General features: G+C 61.7%; 15 protein-coding genes. 6 read left to right on the top strand and 9 right to left on the bottom strand.

Annotation, left to right across the window (positions count from 1 at the left end; all coding sequences use genetic code 11):
• Positions 1-67: 67 nt before the first annotated feature.
• Both FFM81_RS30970 and FFM81_RS30965 read right to left on the bottom strand, forming a co-directional pair.
• Entirely contained in the window at positions 68-700 is a 633-nt protein-coding gene (locus tag FFM81_RS30970; RefSeq protein ID WP_003563362.1) for a response regulator transcription factor, read from the bottom strand.
• Complete coding sequence (locus tag FFM81_RS30965) at positions 697-2589, bottom strand: sensor histidine kinase (RefSeq protein ID WP_003563364.1); 1893 nt, start codon at positions 2587-2589, stop codon at positions 697-699. Before FFM81_RS30965 ends, FFM81_RS30970 begins: the two co-directional genes overlap by 4 nt.
• Positions 2590-2886: 297 nt before the next feature.
• Between FFM81_RS30965 and FFM81_RS30960 the strand changes: the two genes are divergently transcribed.
• The 5 genes from FFM81_RS30960 to FFM81_RS30940 all read left to right on the top strand — a co-directional run bounded on the left by FFM81_RS30960 (position 2887) and on the right by FFM81_RS30940 (position 9627).
• Positions 2887-4557 (top strand): arylsulfatase, encoded by a 1671-nt coding sequence (locus FFM81_RS30960; protein ID WP_003563365.1) that lies wholly within the window; start codon positions 2887-2889, stop codon positions 4555-4557.
• 87 nt (positions 4558-4644) lie between these two features.
• Positions 4645-5655 (top strand): HAD family hydrolase, encoded by a 1011-nt coding sequence (locus FFM81_RS30955; RefSeq protein WP_003563367.1) that lies wholly within the window; start codon positions 4645-4647, stop codon positions 5653-5655.
• Positions 5656-5727: 72 nt separating this feature from the next.
• Positions 5728-8004: a tetratricopeptide repeat protein gene (locus FFM81_RS30950; RefSeq protein WP_138385796.1), complete on the top strand. Its 2277-nt coding sequence runs from the start codon at positions 5728-5730 to the stop codon at positions 8002-8004.
• A 91-nt stretch (positions 8005-8095) separates the two neighbouring features.
• A complete protein-coding gene (locus tag FFM81_RS30945) occupies positions 8096-8881 on the top strand; it encodes a DUF481 domain-containing protein (protein ID WP_128397632.1) in 786 nt (261 codons plus the stop codon).
• Positions 8882-9084: 203 nt separating this feature from the next.
• Positions 9085-9627 carry a hypothetical protein gene (locus FFM81_RS30940; protein ID WP_025418997.1) on the top strand — a complete coding sequence of 181 codons (543 nt, stop codon included), beginning with the start codon at positions 9085-9087 and terminating at the stop codon, positions 9625-9627.
• Positions 9628-9640: 13 nt separating this feature from the next.
• Here the strand turns inward: FFM81_RS30940 and FFM81_RS30935 are convergent, their stop codons facing one another.
• The 5 genes from FFM81_RS30935 to FFM81_RS30915 form a co-directional block, all read right to left on the bottom strand.
• The gene (locus FFM81_RS30935) at positions 9641-11134 is read right to left on the bottom strand and encodes an HAL/PAL/TAL family ammonia-lyase (protein ID WP_138385797.1); all 1494 of its coding nucleotides are present in this window, start codon (positions 11132-11134) and stop codon (positions 9641-9643) included.
• A complete protein-coding gene (locus FFM81_RS30930) occupies positions 11131-11907 on the bottom strand; it encodes an ABC transporter ATP-binding protein (RefSeq protein WP_003563377.1) in 777 nt (258 codons plus the stop codon). The genes FFM81_RS30935 and FFM81_RS30930 overlap by 4 nt, the downstream gene beginning before the upstream one ends.
• A 27-nt stretch (positions 11908-11934) precedes the next feature.
• Complete coding sequence (locus tag FFM81_RS30925; RefSeq protein WP_003563379.1) at positions 11935-12639, bottom strand: ABC transporter permease; 705 nt, start codon at positions 12637-12639, stop codon at positions 11935-11937.
• Positions 12640-12649: 10 nt separating this feature from the next.
• Entirely contained in the window at positions 12650-13375 is a 726-nt protein-coding gene (locus FFM81_RS30920) for an ABC transporter permease (RefSeq protein ID WP_003563381.1), read from the bottom strand.
• A gap of 105 nt (positions 13376-13480) precedes the next feature.
• Positions 13481-14323: a transporter substrate-binding domain-containing protein gene (locus tag FFM81_RS30915; protein ID WP_003563384.1), complete on the bottom strand. Its 843-nt coding sequence runs from the start codon at positions 14321-14323 to the stop codon at positions 13481-13483.
• A 194-nt stretch (positions 14324-14517) separates the two neighbouring features.
• On the opposite strand from FFM81_RS30915, the gene hutC (FFM81_RS30910) reads away from it, so the two are divergent.
• Positions 14518-15273, top strand: coding sequence for a histidine utilization transcriptional repressor HutC (hutC, locus tag FFM81_RS30910; RefSeq protein WP_025419001.1), 756 nt, complete (start codon positions 14518-14520; stop codon positions 15271-15273).
• Between the two features lie 34 nt (positions 15274-15307).
• On the opposite strand, the gene hutC (FFM81_RS30905) is transcribed toward hutC (FFM81_RS30910), so the two are convergent.
• Both hutC (FFM81_RS30905) and FFM81_RS30900 read right to left on the bottom strand, forming a co-directional pair.
• On the bottom strand, positions 15308-16030 hold the full coding sequence (gene hutC / locus FFM81_RS30905) for a histidine utilization transcriptional repressor HutC (protein ID WP_003563389.1): 723 nt from the start codon (positions 16028-16030) through the stop codon (positions 15308-15310).
• Between the two features lie 61 nt (positions 16031-16091).
• Complete coding sequence (locus tag FFM81_RS30900) at positions 16092-17438, bottom strand: formimidoylglutamate deiminase (protein ID WP_128397629.1); 1347 nt, start codon at positions 17436-17438, stop codon at positions 16092-16094.
• Between the last annotated feature and the right edge of the window lie 13 nt (positions 17439-17451).

Below are 17451 nucleotides of genomic sequence, written 5' to 3'. Positions count from 1 at the left end.
CGGTTCCTGGCCAAATTAGGCCAGTTGGAGGTCGATTGATATTGCCCTAAGGGGAAGGAGGATCCGATCACCCCGCCGGGGATTCCGTATCCTGGTCGATGAGACCGATATTCGCCGCGATCGACACCGCCTCGGCCAGCGAGCTTACGCCAAGCTTTTCCATGACCTGATGGCGATGCACCTTCACCGTCCGCTCCGAGATGCCGAGCGCATAAGCGATCTGCTTGTTGAGACGTCCGCGAATGAACAACCGGAACACTTCGGCTTCGCGCGGACTAAGCTCCGCCACCAGCGCTCGCTGGGCCTGAAGGCGATCGTGTCCGGCCCGCTGTCTTTCATATTGGATGAGAGCTCGATCGATCGCCTCCATCAATGCCGCCGCGCTCGAACTCTTCTCCAAAAAATCCCTGGCGCCCGCCTTCATCGCCTCGACGCTTGTCTTGATGTCTCCTTCCCCCGTCAGGAATACGACCGGCAATAGCGGCGCCAACTCGCACAGGCGGCGTTGGATCTGCAGGCCGGACTGGCCAGGCATCTGGAGGTCGAGAAGGACGCAGCCCGGCTCGCAGGCGGAAAAGCGGGCGAGAAACTGGTCTCCGGACTCGTAGGCTTCGACCTTGAGACCATGTGCGGAAAGCAGCCTCGCGGTTGCCGTCCGGTAGGACTTGTCGTCATCGACGATATGAATGACAGGTTTCATCTCGATCGTTCCTCCGCGTGGGCGAGAGGCAGGATCATGCGAAAGACTGCCCCGCCTTCGGGGCGGTTGTCGGCGCAGATAGTGCCGCCATAGGTCTCTACGATGGCGCGGGCTATGGAAAGACCCAGCCCGGTCCCCGCCTGCTTGGTGGTGTAGAACGGTTCGAAGATGCGGATCAGTCTCTCCGCGGGAATGCCGTCTCCCGTGTCGGAGACCCGGAGCTCCACCTTCTCGTTCGCCAGGCCTGTTGCAAAAGTGAGCGTTCTCCCGGCCGGGACGGCCTCCAGCATGGCATCCATCGCGTTGGTCGCCAGGTTGAGGATGACCTGCTGCACATGAACTTTGTCGGCACGCACCGGCAGCTCACCGGGCAGTTGGTTTGATGTCAGTGTAATTCCGCGTCGTTCTGCCTCGCCGTGAATGATGTGGATTGCGCTCGACGTGACATCGTTCAGGTCGAACTCCTGCCAATCGATCTCGCTTCTTTTCTTGAGCAGTCCTCTCATTCGGCTGATGATATCGCCTGCGCGCTGATCGTCCTCCTGGATATCGAGAAGAATCTGCTGGATTAGCTCGTGATCGGGGCTCTCGCTTCGAAGCAGCACCGACGCTGCCTCGGCATTGTTGCGGATGGCCGAGAGGGGCTGGTTCAGTTCGTGAGCGATCGACGAGGACAACGCCCCGGCCGTCGCGGACTGGTTGAGATGGACGGCTTCGAGCAAGTGCAAGCGCGAACTGCGCTCGGCGTCGCGGCGCCGCCTCCGCTCGAGCAGGAGCACCGAGATGATGGTGGCCTGTGCCAGCACGAGGCCGCTCCCCGCCACCAACACGACCCAGTGTTCCTGCCAGACACTCCTCTCCCTGTGCATCTGGACAGTGCCCGGCGGCAGATCCTTTTCGGCAAGCCCCCATCGCTGGAGTTGCCGCGCATCGGCGAGATATGTCTGGGGCGCTTCGATATCCGACACCGTCTTACCAGCAATTGCATCGATGACGAGGTCGCCGACGGTCCGGCCCAGGGCTTCGAATGTGACGGTGTTGCCACCGACGACGCCATAGTCGATGTAGGTCTGATAGGGTCCGTAGACAGGCGCGCTGGCGGTCGCTGCGATCTGCCTGATGGCATCGCGCGGAATGAAATTGCGCCCTGCCCTGTCCGTGAAGACCGTCAATGCCAGAATGATGCTGTCGGACGGCACACGCGATGCCCGCTCGACGAACTCGTCGATCGTCAGATCTTCCAGATAGGTCGTCTCGTAGGACTTCGAGAACTCCCTAAGAGCCGCACGGGCCGTCGTCAGCCAGCCGCGGTCGAAGTCGGACGAACCGCCAACAATGTAGAGATGGCGCGCATCGGGCTGCAGGCTGCGGGCCATCTCGGCCGTCTTCAGAATATCGAATGTCGCGAAGGCTCCGACTACGTCATCCGGCAAGTCTATCTTCTCGGCCGTGGCAGTGCCGAAACCGGCGGCGACGATCTTTGCGCCAGGAGCGATCATGCTGCGGTTCGCGGTTACGAAGCTCGCCGATTCCTTGCCGAGGGCCACAACAACGTCCGGGCGGCGCGCCGCGTATTTCTCGCCGAGATATCGTGCCATGCGCGGGACATGGCCACCTTCCGGAAACCGCGACAGATCCAGGAACTCTGAAAACAGGTCGATCTTGCCGTTTGTCGCCTCCAGCAAGCGGCTCCGCAGCGCCTCCCCGGCAGCGGTCGTCGCCGCGATCCTCTCATCATAGGGATAGAGGACGAGGACGCGGGGAACTCGGTCGATGATGGCAAACGAGGTGTCGGAGGATGCGGCTTGACCACCGGACGCATCCAGGGCTGCCACCGCCAACAACAAGGCGGTCCAGCATAATCGACCTGACCATTCGCCCAAGCCCATCCGCTTTCCCCCAAAGCCGGGCGACAATAACAGCTTCCCGCTGCGGCGTCATCTACGCATTACTACTGCCGATTGCCACCGCATCAAGAGATTCCCTAAAGTACAATATCGGGCGAAGGCAGCATTCGTTAGAATTCAGCGGGCCGGGGCAGAGATGCGGCCGGCTTAGCAACTCGCCGGAGGCAGTTCCGGCAGGATCTTAATTTTTCAAAGCAGTCTAGTTGAATCGACGCATGCAATCGCAGCCTTTGCCGCGAGCGGCTCCGTCATTCAAGAACGCCAACGGAGGGATTTGAAATGAACAGCAGAATCCTTATCCGCTGCATGGGAGCACTGGCTACATCCACCGTTCTCTGGTGCGCAGCCTCGCCCCTGCAAGCGCAGGACTCCCAACGAAAACCCAACATCCTGTTCATCGTCTCGGATGATACCGGCTACGGCGATCTCGGGCCTTACGGCGGAGGTGAGGGCCGCGGGATGCCGACCCCGAACATCGACAAGCTGGCCGACGAAGGTATGACCTTTTTTTCCTTCTACGCCCAGCCGAGCTGCACGCCTGGCCGCGCCGCCATGCAGACGGGACGCATTCCCAATCGCAGCGGCATGACGACGGTCGCCTTTCAAGGCCAGGGTGGCGGATTGCCTGCAGCGGAATGGACGCTCGCCTCCGTGCTGAAGCGCGGTGGCTATCACACCTATTTCACCGGTAAATGGCACCTTGGCGAGGCGGACTATGCATTGCCGATCGCGCAGGGCTACGACGAAATGAAGTATGTCGGCCTCTATCACCTCAATGCCTACACCTATGCCGACCCGACCTGGTTCCCGGACATGGATGCGGAAACCCGCGCTCTGTTCCAGAAAGTGACGACGGGCTCGCTGTCCGGCAAGGCCGGAGGCGAGGTAAAGGAGGACTTCAAGATCAACGGCCAGTATGTCGATACGCCGGTGATCGACGGCAAGGAAGGCGTTGTCGGCATTCCGTTCTTCGACGGCTATGTCGAGAAAGCGGCGCTGGGCTTTCTTGATGAAGCCGCAAAGGCACCGGATCAGCCTTTCTTCATCAACGTCAATTTCATGAAAGTGCACCAGCCGAACATGCCAGCCCCGGAGTTCCAGGGCAAATCGATCTCGAAGAGCAAGTATGCGGACTCCGTCGTGGAGCTGGATACACGCATTGGCAGGATCATGGACAAGCTGCGTGAGACCGGCATGGACAGAAATACGCTGGTTTTTTACACGACCGATAACGGCGCTTGGCAAGACGTCTATCCGGACGCTGGCTACACGCCATTCCGTGGTACAAAAGGCACGGTGCGCGAAGGCGGCAACCGTGTTCCCGCGATCGCTGTCTGGCCCGGCAAGATCAAACATGACGTGAAAAATCACGACATCGTCGGCGGTCTCGATCTAATGGCGACCTTTGCCGCAGCCGGCGGCGTGCCGCTGCCCACAAAGGACCGCGAAGATAAACCGATTATCTTCGATAGTTACGACATGACACCGATCCTGCTGGGGACGGGAAAATCGGCCCGCAAAAACTGGTTCTACTTTACCGAAAACGAACTGACGCCGGGTGCTGCCCGCGTCGGCAACTACAAGGCCGTGTTTAACCTGCGCGGTGACAATGGGCAGGCCACGGGCGGTCTGGCTGTTGATACCAATCTTGGCTGGAAGGGTGCCCAGTCCTATGTCGCCATCGTGCCCCAGGTGTTCGATCTGCTGCAGGATCCGCAAGAACGCTACGACGTCTTCATGAACAACTATACCGAACATACCTGGACATTGGTCTCCATCTCTGCAGCGATCAAGGACCTCATGAAAACCTATGTCGAGTACCCCCCGCGCAAGCTGCAGAGCATGGGTTACGACGGTCCGATCGAACTCTCCAAGTATCAGATGTTGGAGTCGGTTCGTGAGCAACTGGGCAAGGAGGGGGTCAATATCACGCCTCCGACCGGAAACTAGGTCCTTGACAGCCCCGGAGCGATCCGGGGCTGCCGTATATACACTCCCAGTTCAAGATTGCTGCACGTTGTCGGTGGAGGCTTCGCGATGATTTCGGCACGTAATTTCCTGCATTTTTCCCAAGGTGTCGCGCTCGCCGCCGCAGTATGCTTTTTTGCCGCGACGTTGGCGGTTGCCCAAACGGACGCGTTGCCTTCGTGGAATGACACGGCACCGAAGCAAGCGATCATCTCCTTCGTCGAAAAGGTGACAAAACCGGATTCAGCCGACTTCGTTCCGGAAGCGGAGCGTATCGCGGTCTTCGACAATGATGGAACCCTGTGGGTCGAACATCCGATCTATACGCAACTCGCGTTCGCCCTGGACCGAGTGAAGACGCTTGCTCCGCAACATCCGGAATGGAAGGAAACGCAGCCGTTCAAGGCAGTGCTCGAAGGCGATATGAAGGCGCTCGCGGCGTCCGGCGAAAAGGGCCTTGTGGAGCTCATCATGACGACGCATGCCGGAATGACCACCAGCGACTTTCAGAAGATCGTGATCGATTGGTTGGCTTCGGCACGCGACCCTAAATTCAAGCGGCCATACACCGAACTCGTCTACCAGCCGATGATCGAGCTTCTCGCCTATCTCCGCGCCAACGGCTTCAAGACCTTCATCGTTTCAGGCGGCGGCGTCGAGCTCATGCGTCCCTGGGCGGAAAAGGTCTACGGCATCCCACCAGAGCAGGTCGTCGGTTCGTCGATCAAGACCGAGTTCAGGATGGAGGACGACACGCCGACCCTCTTTCGGCTTCCTGAAGTCAATTTCATCGATGACAAGGCCGGCAAACCCGTCGGGATCAACCAGCAGATCGGCCGGCGGCCGATTGCCGCCTTCGGCAATTCCGACGGAGATCTCCAAATGCTGCAATGGACGACCATGGCCGGCGGGCCTGCCAGGCTCGGCGTGCTAATCCATCATACAGATGCGGCGCGCGAATACGCCTACGACCGCGATACCGAATTCGGCCGCCTCGACAAGGCGCTCGATGCGGCCGCGATCACCGGCTGGACCGTCGTCGATATGAAGGCCGACTGGAAGCAGGTGTTCAAGGACTAGGACTGCGCCTCACGCCAGAGGTTTGAACCATGGCGACCCCGACCTTCTAAAACCTCAACAGGGAGCGATTGAGTGGCAGCATCTGTTCGGTCAGCAGCGGTGAGAGGAATAGCTGTCCTGCTTTTCCTGTTGCTCGCGCCTGCCGGGCGCAGCCTTGCCACTGACGACATCTCGACATCCGGGGCCGACCCGCGAATAGCGATCCACGAGGGTTTCGTGGACGAAAGGACGTGCGCATCCTGCCACGCCGATCAGGCCGCGGCATTTTCGAACTCCCACCATGCAAAGGCCATGGCGCTCGCCGAAGACGAAACAGTGCGCGGCGATTTCAACAATAGCAGCGTTGAACATGACGGCGTCGTCACGACCTTCACCCGCCGCGACGGCCGCTTCTTCGTCAGCACCGAGGGTGCGGACGGCGGCCATGCCGAGTTCGAGGTCAAATATACCTTTGCCTACAACCCCTTGCAGCAGTATCTCGTCGACAGCGGAGGCGGACGGCTGCAGGCTCTCGACATCGCCTGGGATACGGCCAGACGACAGTGGTTCTGGCTCGGCGACAGCACCCCGGCAAAACCGGGTTCGACCTATCATTGGACAGGTCCCTTCTATCGCTGGAACCGCACCTGCATCGATTGTCATTCGACCGATCCCCAGGCGAATTTTCAACCGCAGACCAACGAATACAAGTCGACCTACGTCGCCACCGGCATCGGTTGTCAGTCCTGTCATGGCCCGGGCGCCAAGCACGTTGCTTCCGCGCAATCCGCCAACGCATCATCCTCGGTCAAGCCGGATACAGCTCTGCCGAAAGTCGATGCAGGCATTTGTTTTGCCTGCCATGCCAGGCGCACCAGGCTGCTGGACGGCTATCAGCCGGGAAAGCCGTTTCTCGACTATTTCTCCCCCGCCCTGCTCCGACAGGATCTTTATTTCCCGGACGGGCAGATACTCGACGAGGTCTTCGAATATGGTTCGTTTCAGCAAAGCAAGATGGCAAGGGCGGGCGTGACCTGTCTCGACTGTCATCGGCCGCACGATGCTGGCCTGAAGGCCGAGGGCAATGCACTATGCACGCAATGCCACACCGCAACGAAGCCGGAACGTTTCGTCAACCAGGACCCGAGCGGCCTGTTCGACACTCCCGCGCACACCCGCCATCAGGCTGGCTCGACCGGAGCGCAATGCGCCAACTGCCACATGCCGGAACGCGCCTACATGAAGGTCGATCCGCGCCGAGATCACTCCTTCGTCATCCCCCGGCCCGACCTGTCGGCAACCCTTGGAACGCCGAATGCGTGCACGACCTGCCATCTCGACAGAACGAATGATTGGGCAGCCGAGACGATGGACGGATGGTACGGAACGCAATGGCGCAAACGCCCGTCGATCGCTCATGCCTTCGCCGGAGCTGCGAATGGCGATCAGACCGCAGTTGAGGCTCTGCGTGCGATTGTCAGTGACCGTGGCCAGGCGGGAATTGTCAGGGGAAGCGCCATCGTCGCACTGAGTGGGACTGGCGGCACGGACGTCACCGCCGCCATCCGAACGGCCGCAGCCGATGTAGATCCGCTCGTCAGGCTCGGTGCTGCGGAAGCGGCAGGGAACATTGCGCCGGAGCAGAGGCTGGAGGCGATCGGCAATCTGGTGGGCGATGCAACGCGTGCGGTGCGGGTTGCGGCCGCCAATGCACTCGCCGGCACCCCTCCTGACCTCTTCGGCAATCGGCGAGCCCATTTCGAAGCCGCTGTCGCGGACCTTCGCGCCTATGTCGAAACGAATGGCGACGTCGCGGAGACACAAAGCAATTATGGCTTCTTCCTGTTCGCCCGACAGCATACGGCCGAGGCCGAAGCCACCTTCCGACGGGCGATTTCTCTCGACCCGACACTGGAGGCAATGCGCATCAATCTCGCCGAGTTCTACCGCGCCACCGGCCGAAACGACAGGTCAGAGCAGACTTATGCCGAAGCGATCGGTATGGCGCCCGAACGCGCGGATCTGCGTTACGGACATGCGCTGTCCCTGGTACGCAAGCAGGCATTGACCGAGGCGATCACGGAATTGGAAGAAGCGGTGCGGCTTGATCCGCAAAGCTCCCGCTACAAGACGACCTTTGCCGTCGCTCTCGATTCCGCTGGCCGGACGGAAGAGGCACTAGGCAGGCTCGATGTTTGGGCGGCGGGCGGGGACGCCGACATCGTGGGCCTGGCACTCCAATTCAGTCTCAAGCTTCGACGTTTGCCGGAGGCGTTGAAACACGCGGAAGATCTGGCGCGACTGAGGCCCCGGGATCAGCAGATTTCGGACCTCATTGGGCAGTTGAAGCAGGCGATCAACGGAAAATAGGTATTCAAGCTTGTCCTTATCTACTTCTCGCTGCACAGTGCCGACTCGGAACAGCAGTTGCCGAGGCGACAAACGAGATCGGGGGATTCTCATGAAAGCCATCTTGCGTGCCATTCTGTTGTTGGCGGGGATCTGCGCTGCGTCGGCCGGCAACGCCGCCGATATCACGCCGTTTACGCCGGAAGCAAAAACAGTCGAGAGCCAGAGCGGCTGGGAATTCACCTTCGCTCCCTATTTCTGGGCTGCCGGCATATCCGGCGATGTTGGGCAGTTTGGGCTTCCGGAAGTTCATATCGACCCGGATTTCGGCGATATCCTCAAAAACCTCGACTTCGCTTTCATGGCGGCAGGGGAAGCAAGATACGATCGCTTCAGCATCGTTGGTGACGTGATCTACACCAAGCTCGGTGCCGACGCCGACACACCGGCCGGCATTCTTGCCGACAACGTCGATGTGACATCGAAGACCTTCGCGGGATTTCTTGGCGTCGGTTACGCCGTGCTCGAAGACCAAAATGGCCATCTGGACGTGGTCGGCGGCATGAAGGTCTGGTCGGTCGAAACCGAGATCTCCTTCAATGGCGGCATCCTGGCCGGAGTGGATGTCGAAGACAGCGCGACATGGGTCGATGCCGTCGCTGGCGTCAGAGGAAACTACTTCTTCACGCCTGAAATCTATCTTACGGGATGGGGTCTGGTGGGTGCCGGCGGCGCCGATCTCGACTGGGACGTAGCGTTGGGCCTCGGCTACAAGTTCAACAACAGCATCTCGGCGGTCGCCGGGTATCGTGCACTGGGCGTCAATTACGACAATGACGGCTTCGTCTTCGACGTTGTCCAGCAAGGGCCGATCTTCGGAGTCGCCATCCGGTTCTGACGCCGGACTGACGAACTTCGTACTGCTAGCGATTATCCTTCAGTGTGCTTCTGGCGTTCTTCGGGAGCGGGAATGACGACGCCCAGGACGCACCAGTTGCGACTGCGTTGTTGTACGCGAAAAGTCGCGCGACGCTTTGGTAGCAAAAGCTCAACCTTCTTTTGCTATCGCTGGAGCCGATTGTCCTGGAGAAGATTTCCGCGATGAAAATTCTGACCGCGATGGTTCTGATGGCATCCGTCCTGCAGCCGGTCGCAGCCTTCGGCGAGACCGAATGGATGGGCGGTGCGCGGCAATGGTCGGTCGGCTTTGCGAACGAGAGCCCTGCCTATTGCCGGCTGCTGTGGGACAGCGAACTCGGCAAGACAATGGAATTCCGTCAGAGCGCCACCGAGACCTTCTGGCTGGTGACCAAGACCAGCTGGGACATTCCGGCCGGCACCACGACAGAGGTGACGCTGACCGATCGCAACGTGACGAAAGTGGTTGCCGCCGAATTCTTCGACAAGACGACGCTTCGCCTCTGGCCACCGGCGAGCAAAGGAAACGGCGGACTGAAGAAGATCATCAAGAATTCCTTTTCAGGAACCCCTGACGTGCAACTGACCTTTGCCGGCGACGAAGGCGACTGGACGCTGCCGCTCTCGCGGGTGGACCAGCTCTATCCAACCTATCGCCAGTGCCTCAAGCGGCTGGAAGCCGGCGGAAAGCCGAAGCAGGATTCCGACACCAGCAAGCCATTCTGACGGTCTGCACAATTCAATCCATCGGCGGCGGCGCTATCTCGCGGATGAGGCTGCGCACGGCCTCGATATCACCGTTGAGCGGCCGCTCGTCGCCATAATGGGAGATACGCTCCCGCACAGCCCGATAGACGAGATCCGTACCTGGCGCCCGCGGCGCCGTCGCCGCCAGGAAATCATGCGCCTGGGCGGCGGCCATCAGCTCGATCGCCAGGATATATTCGGCATTGTCGACGACCGCGAGCAGCTTGCCGACGGCAGCTGTCGGATGGGCGAGGAAATCCTCCTGCAGGCCCGAGGTCAGGCCGCCATCCATGGCCGCGGGTGCGGCAAGGCGGCGGTTTTCGTTGCTGAGCGCTGCTGCGGTATATTGGGCGATCATCAAGCCGGAATGTCTGCCGGCGTCGCTTGCCAGAAACGGCGGCAGGCCGCTCACCAGCGGATTGACCAGCCGGTCCATACGCCGTTCGCTGATCGCGCCGATTTGCGCCAGCGCAATCGCCAGGCCATCGGCCGCCTGCCCGAGCGCCGGGGCGACGGCATGTGCCTCCGAGGAGACGATCGGCCGCTCCGGCGTGCCTGAGACCGCAGGATTGTCCGTCACCGAGGCCAGTTCCTGATCGGCGATGCGGGCGGAATTGTCGAAGACGTCGCGGGCGGCGCCATGGGCATGCGGCACCGAACGGAGGCTGAGCGCATCCTGGGTGCGCCGGCTGAAGGCGGCGGCGACAAGGCCGCTGCCGCCAAGGCGGGCGCGCAGTGTCGCCCCGACCTTTTCGATCCCGGCGGACGGGCGCAGCTTCAGCACCGCCGCGTCGAAGGCGGCGATCTGGCAGCCCGCCGCTTCCAGCGTCAGCGCCGCGATCGCATCGGCCCAATCGAGCAGCCGTTCGGTGCGCAAAAGTGCGACGGCAGTTAAACCGGTGGCACAGGCCGTGCCGTTGACAAGGCTAAGCCCTTCCTTGGCGCCGAGCACCAGCGGTTCGAGGCCGATCGCCGCAAGTGCCGCGCGACCGCTCATGCGTTGGCCGCCGAGCGTGGCGCTGCCTTCGCCGATCAGAACGAGCGCAATATGGGCGTTGTGGATGAGATAACCGGCCGAGCCCTTGGACGGCACGTCGGGAATGCAATCATGCTCCAGCAGGGCCGCAAGATGCTTGACGATCTCGCGCCGCACGCCGGAATGTCCGTGGGCGAAATTGGCGATCTGAGCGGCGATGATGGCCCGCACCGCGCGGGCATCGAGCAATGGGCCGACGCCGCAGGCATGGCTCAGCACGATGCTGCGCGACAACAGGCTCTGCGAGGCCCGGTCGACCACCGTATCGGCGAGCGCCCCGACACCGGTATTGACGCCATAGGCGCGCACGCCTGATTCAACGATGCTGGCGACGATGCGGCTTGCCTGCTCGACGCGCGCCCAGGCGGCCGGCGACAGCGCAAGCGCTTCCCCTGCCCCGACGCGCGCGACGTCGCGCCAGGTCAACACTTGATCGATCGTGATGGTCATTGGCCGCTTCCGAAATGGCCGATGAACTGGCGGAAGGCGGGCGTGGCGCCGCCGGTGAACATCTCATCGGGCTTGCCGCTGCTTTCGATCAGTCCCTGACGCATGAAGACGACGCGGTTCGAGACGTTGCGGGCAAAGCTCATCTCATGGGTGACGACGAGCATGGTCATGCCCTCCTCGGCAAGCGCGCGCATGACGCGCAGCACTTCGCCGACAAGTTCCGGATCGAGCGCCGAGGTCGGCTCGTCGAAGAGCATGACCTTCGGCTTCATCGCCAAAGCGCGGGCGATTGCGGCGCGTTGCTGCTGGCCACCGGAGAGATGGGCGGGATAGGCATGACGCTTATCTGCGATGCCGACCTTTTCGAGCAGTGCCTCAGCCTCGGCGATGCAGTCGGCGCGCGGCCGCTTCAGCACATGAACGGGACCTTCGATGACGTTCTGCAGGATGGTCATATGGGACCAGAGATTGAAGGACTGGAACACCATGCCGAGTTCGGAGCGGATATGATCCACCTGCTTCTGGCTGGCCGGCTTCGACTTGCCGTTCTTGTGAACCATTTCAATATGCTCGCCGTCGACCCAGATCTCGCCGTCGCTGGCTGTTTCGAGCATGTTGATGCAGCGCAGGAACGTCGATTTTCCGGAGCCGGAAGCGCCGAGCAGCGAAATTACGTCGCCGTCCTCGGCATCGAGGGAAATGCCGCGCAAGACCTCGTGCGTGCCGAAGCTCTTGCGGATATTGCGGACCGAAAGTCTGGTAACGCCTGGCATGATTGCTCCAATCAGGTCAAAAACTGCCTATGCCTTCAGCGGCTGCGGGGCCGCGCGGCGGTGTCGGGACAGCGAATATTCGAGCAGGGCCATGCCCTGCAGGATGATGAAGTTCAGCACGAGATAGATGATCGCCGCACAGAGGAAGACTTCCATCGTGCGGTAGGTCTGCGAGATCAGCCGCTGGGCGACACCGGTGACCTCCCAGACGGTGACGAGGCTTGCGAGCGCCGTCGATTTCATCATCAGCACGATCTCGGTGGAATAGGCCGGCAGCGCATGGCGGAAGGCGATCGGCGCCAGGATGCGGCGCACCAGCAGGAAACCGGACATGCCGATCGAGCGCGCCGCCTCGATCTCCTTCGGCGAGACGGCGCGGATGCCGCCGCGAAAGATCTCCGCCGTGTAGCCGGCGGTGCAGAGCGCCAGCGACAGCACGGCGCAGACCATCGGCTCGCGCAGGAACGGCCAGAGGAAGGAATAGCGGATGACGCCGAACTGGCCGAGGCCGTAGAACACCAGGAACATCTGGATCAGCAGCGGCGAGCCGCGGAAGACGAAGATGTAGCCCTTGGCGAACCCTGAAAGCACGGGGTTGCCGCTGACCCGCATCGAGACGATGACGAGGGCGAGCACGCCGCCGAAGAAGATCGATAGCGAAAACAGGATCAGCGTCGTCGGCACCGCCTTGAGCAGGGTTACCATGGTCGAAGCAAGAAAGGTGAAATCCATCGTCGCCTCCTTACGCCTGGCCCATGGCCGATGCCGGCATGCTGCGATTGGCCCGGCGTTCGGCGCGGTTGAAGATGCGGTCGGAAAGGCTGGTCAGGATCAGGTAGAGGCAGCCGCCGGCAATGAAGAACAGGAAATATTGCCGGGTCGAGCCCGCCGCCACCTGGCTGGTGCGCATCAGTTCGGCAAGGCCGGTCACGGAGATCAGCGCCGAATCCTTGAGGCTGAGCTGCCAGACATTGCCGAGGCCCGGAATGGCCAGCCGCAGCACCTGCGGCATGATGATGCGGCGAAAGCGCAGGCCGCGATGCATGCCGATCGCCGAGGCCGCTTCCAGCTCGCCCTTGGAAATGGCGAGGAAGGCGCCGCGGAACACCTCCGCCTGATAGGAGCCGGAAATGATGCCGACGGCAAGCGCCCCGGCGGCAAAGGAAGGCAGGCCGAGGAATCCTTCGTAGCCCATCGCCTTGCCGATCGAGGTGATGGCCGAGGAGCCGCCGAAATAGATGAGATAGATGATCAGCAGTTCCGGCACGCCGCGAAACACGGTCGTATAGACATTGCCGAATGCCACGAAGACAGGGTTGCCCGAGAGTTTTGCCGCCGCGACGATCGCGCCGAGCACCGCGCCGATCGCAAGCGCCGTCGCCGTGACGGCCAGCGTCATCAAGGTGGCGAGAATAAGCAGCGCGCCCCATCCGGTCGAGCCGAAGCCAAGCAGTTCCAAACTTGCCATGTCGTCCGTTCCCCGTCCGCGGCAGCGTTTTGTGGATTGACAATAACATGCTGTCTCCGGCGATAAAGCCGGAGACAGGTGTTTGCGGCCGGAAGGCCGAAACGCTTATTGCTGCGGGCTGACGTCGACCTTGAACCACTTCATCGAGAGGTTCTTGACGGTGCCGTCGGCAAGCGTCGACTTGATCGCCTCATTGAACTTGTCGCGCAAATCCGTATCGGCCTGGCGGATGCCGAGACCTTCGCCCTCGCCCCAGATCGAGCCGACGATCTCCGGACCGGTGAAATCAAGCGTGTCGTTGGCGGACTTGAACGCATTGGCGAAATACACGGCATCGTCGAAGCCGAGGTCGATGCGGCCGTTCTGCAGGTCGAGGTCGCGGTCGGCGCCGGTCTTGTATTCGCGGATCTCGGCAATGTCGCCGAAATTGTCATAGACGAACTTGGCGTAGACGGTCGCTGCCTGGATGCCGATCGTCTTGCCCTTGAAGGCGGCCTTCAGCGCATCGATTTCCTTCACGCCGGTCTGGCCGGGCGTCATCTTGATCGTGGCGCCGGTGCCGGCGGCCTTAGCGAGCGGGCTGTCCTTGGCGGTGGCGAAGGCAGCAGGGGTGGCGGCATAAGGAATGGTGAAGCCGATAACCTGCTTACGCTCTTCGGTGATCGACAGTGCATCCATGATGACGTCGAACTTGCCGGCGTTGAGCGCCGGGATCATGCCGTCCCAGTCGGAAGCGACCAGCGTGCATTCGATCTTGGCGCGTTCGCAGAGCACCTTGGCAAGCTCCGGCTCGAAGCCGCCGAGCGTGCCGTCGGCATTGGTGAGGTTCCACGGCGCATAGGCGCCTTCGAGCGTAATGGTCGCCTTCGTCCAGTCCTTGGCAAAGGCGGGCGCTGCGAAAGCGGAAAGAGCGGCGACGCCGCAAAACAGGATTGTGCTGAATTTCATTGATGAATTCTCCTCTGGAGTTGAAACAGACCTTGCGGCACCACGCCGATCTTCGCCGGCTTGCCCTTTCCGTCCTATTTCTGTGTCCAGGACCGATTGGGAGGTTGTATATGGTACCATATGAGATATTTTGTGATATGCAAGAGGAAAGTCGGTTTATGCGGCGAATTGCATTCGTGCAAAAGGAATAGGCAATGAAGCGTCCCGGGGAAATGAAGCGTGAGCTGGCGGAAAATGATAGCACGCCGCTTTATGCCGGCGTCAAGCAGGTGATCCTCGACCGCATCCATAGCGGCGAATGGCCGCCGAAATACCGCGTACCGTCGGAAAACGAGCTGGTCGTCGAGCTCGGCGTCAGCAAGATGACCGCAAACCGGGCGCTGCGCGAACTCGCCAATGAAGGCGAACTTGTCCGCATCCAGGGCGTCGGCTCGTTCGTGGCGGAGCGCAAGGGCTATTCGGCGCTGTTCGAAGTGCGCAACATCGCCGAGGAAATCGCCGAACGTGGCCACGTCCATGAGGCTTCCGTCGTCGTTCTGGCCCAGGAAACCGCCTCCCCCGAGATCGCCGACGCGCTCGAACTTGAAATCGGCGCGGCGGTCTTCCACTCGCTGATCGTGCACAGCGAAAATGGCGTTCCGGTGCAGATCGAGGACCGTTTCGTCCATCCGGAGGCCGCGCCCGAATATCTCCACCAGGATTTCACCACCCTGACGCCGAATGCCTATCTGACGGCGGCCGCCCCGCTCAGCGGCTCCGAACACGTCGTCGAGGCGGCAATGCCGCAGGCTTGGGAATGCAAGCTGCTGACCATCCTGAAGACCGAGCCGTGCCTGACGATCCGCCGGCGTACATGGTCGGCAAAACAGGTGGTGTCGACCGCCCGCCTCGTCTATCCCGGCTATCGCTACCGGCTTGAAGCCCGCAGCGGTAAGATGTTCGAGGAATGAAAACAGTCGCCATGTTGTATATGGAACATGGCGACTATTGCGAAGCCGGCGTGAAACGCGCCACCAGTGCGTGGCGGTCGCCGGGATAGGTGAAGCGTACATGGGTCACCGGGCCAGCGCCGCTCCAGGTGCGGCGTTCGACCACCAAGCAGGCCGTATTGCGCGCGATATCGAGGGCCGCGGCCAGTTCGGCATTGGCAGAAACGGCGTGGATCCGGTGTTCAGCCGTGCTCCATGGCACCTGATTGAGCAGCCACGGTCCCGGCGCCACCGTTAGAAAATCGGCATCGGCGGCCTCAGGTACGGTCTCAAGGCTGATCAGCCGCTCCTCCAGGCAGAAGGGCCGCGCCCCGGCATTGTGGATGCAGACGACCTCGACGACCGAGGACGCCGCCGGCAATTCCAGCCGGCTTCTGTCTTCCGCCTTGGCCTTGCGGCTCGCCTTCTTGGAAACGGCATAGGAATAGGGCAGGTTCAGCGACTGCACCTCGGCCTTGATGTCGTGGATTTCGAGAACCGCCGATTGCGCCTGCGGCTGGGTGACGAAGCTGCCGGATTTCTTGCGCCGTTCGATGAGCCCGGCCTTGGCGAGTTGGGTCAGCACCTTGTTCACTGTCATGCGCGAGCAGTCATACTGCGTGGCGAGATCGACCTCGAAGGGAATACGATGCCCCGGCGGCCAATCGCCCGAGACGATACGGCCCTCGATCTCGCCGAGGATGCGCTGATGCAAGGTCAGATCCCTGCTTTGGTTCATCGCCACGTTCCGATTGGTCTCCCCGCTCTAGATCGAATGCCCTGAAAGGAAAAGTGCTTTATCAGGCCGCCAGCAATTCGCCCATCGCAGCGAGGAACCGCCGGTCGATGGCGTCGCGCCCGATATGGCGGCCGCCTTCCACCTGCTTGCGGCCGCGTGCCCAGACGCAATCGACGGAAATGCCGCCGGCAAACAGCCAGTGATCGAGGATCTGGTCGCCCGAGAGATAGGGAATGGCTGACGTATCGAGCGAAACGAGATCGGCATGAAGGCCTTCTACGAGACCGGCCGGCGCTTTCAGCGCGGCACCGCCGCCGGCAAGGGCGTGGGTGAAGAGCGAAAGCGCCGTCGAGCCGCCGGGTGCGGCCACGACATTGCGGGCGCGAAGCGCCAGGCGCTGCGAATATTCGAGCTGGCGCAATTCCTCCGGTACCGAGATCAGCACGTTGGAATCCGAACCGATGCCGTAACGCCCGCCCTCTTCGAGGAAGAGCGGCGCGGCAAAGGCGCCATCGCCGAGATTGGCTTCGGTGATAGGGCAAAGGCCGGCAATCGCGCCGCTCTTCGCCATCCGCCGCGTCTCGTCCTCGGTCATGTGCGTCGCATGGATCAGGCACCAGCGCTCATCGACCGGCATTTGCTCGAGCAGCCATTCCACCGGCCGGGCGCCCGACCAGGCGATGCAGTCTTCGACTTCCTTCACCTGTTCGGCGACGTGGATATGGATCGGGCCGTCGCCCGCCATCGGCACCAGCCTTGCCAGTTCCTCAGGCGTTGCGGCGCGCAGGCTGTGTGGCGCCAGCCCGAGTTCGGCGCCGTCGAGCCGGCCGGTCAGCGCCCGGCATCCCTCCATCAGCCTTTCGAAGCTGTCGAGCGAATTGATGAAGCGTCGCTGGCCGTCGATCGGCGCGGCGCCGCCGAAGCCGGAATGGGCATAAAAGACCGGCAGCAGCGTCAAGCCGATGCCGGACTCTTGGCTCGCCGCCCCGATGCGTTCGGCAAGCTCGGCGATATTGGCATAAGCGCCGCCATCCCGGTCATGATGGAGATAGTGGAATTCGCCGACGCGGGAAAACCCCGCCTCCAGCATTTCCGCGTAGAGCTTGGCAGCGACCGCCTCGACATGATCGGGCGTCATCGCCAGGGCAAACTTGTACATGACGGTGCGCCAGCTCCAGAAGCTGTCATTTGCAGGCCCGCGCACTTCGGCAAGACCGGCCATGGCTCGCTGGAAGGCATGGCTGTGCAGGTTGCCCATGGCGGGAACGATCAGGGCATGGCGCTCATCACCGGGTGCTGCGGAAACGCCTGATACGACCCGGGCGATGCGCCCGGCCTCAACCGTCAGCCGCACATTCTTCTGCCAGCCTTGCGGGGTGAGCGCTGTCTCTGCGTGAAGTGTGGTCATGGCCGTCTTCTCC

Source organism: Rhizobium hidalgonense (assembly GCF_005862185.2).
GTDB classification, from domain to species: domain Bacteria; phylum Pseudomonadota; class Alphaproteobacteria; order Rhizobiales; family Rhizobiaceae; genus Rhizobium; species Rhizobium hidalgonense.
This window is presented reverse-complemented; position numbering and strand designations above follow the sequence as displayed.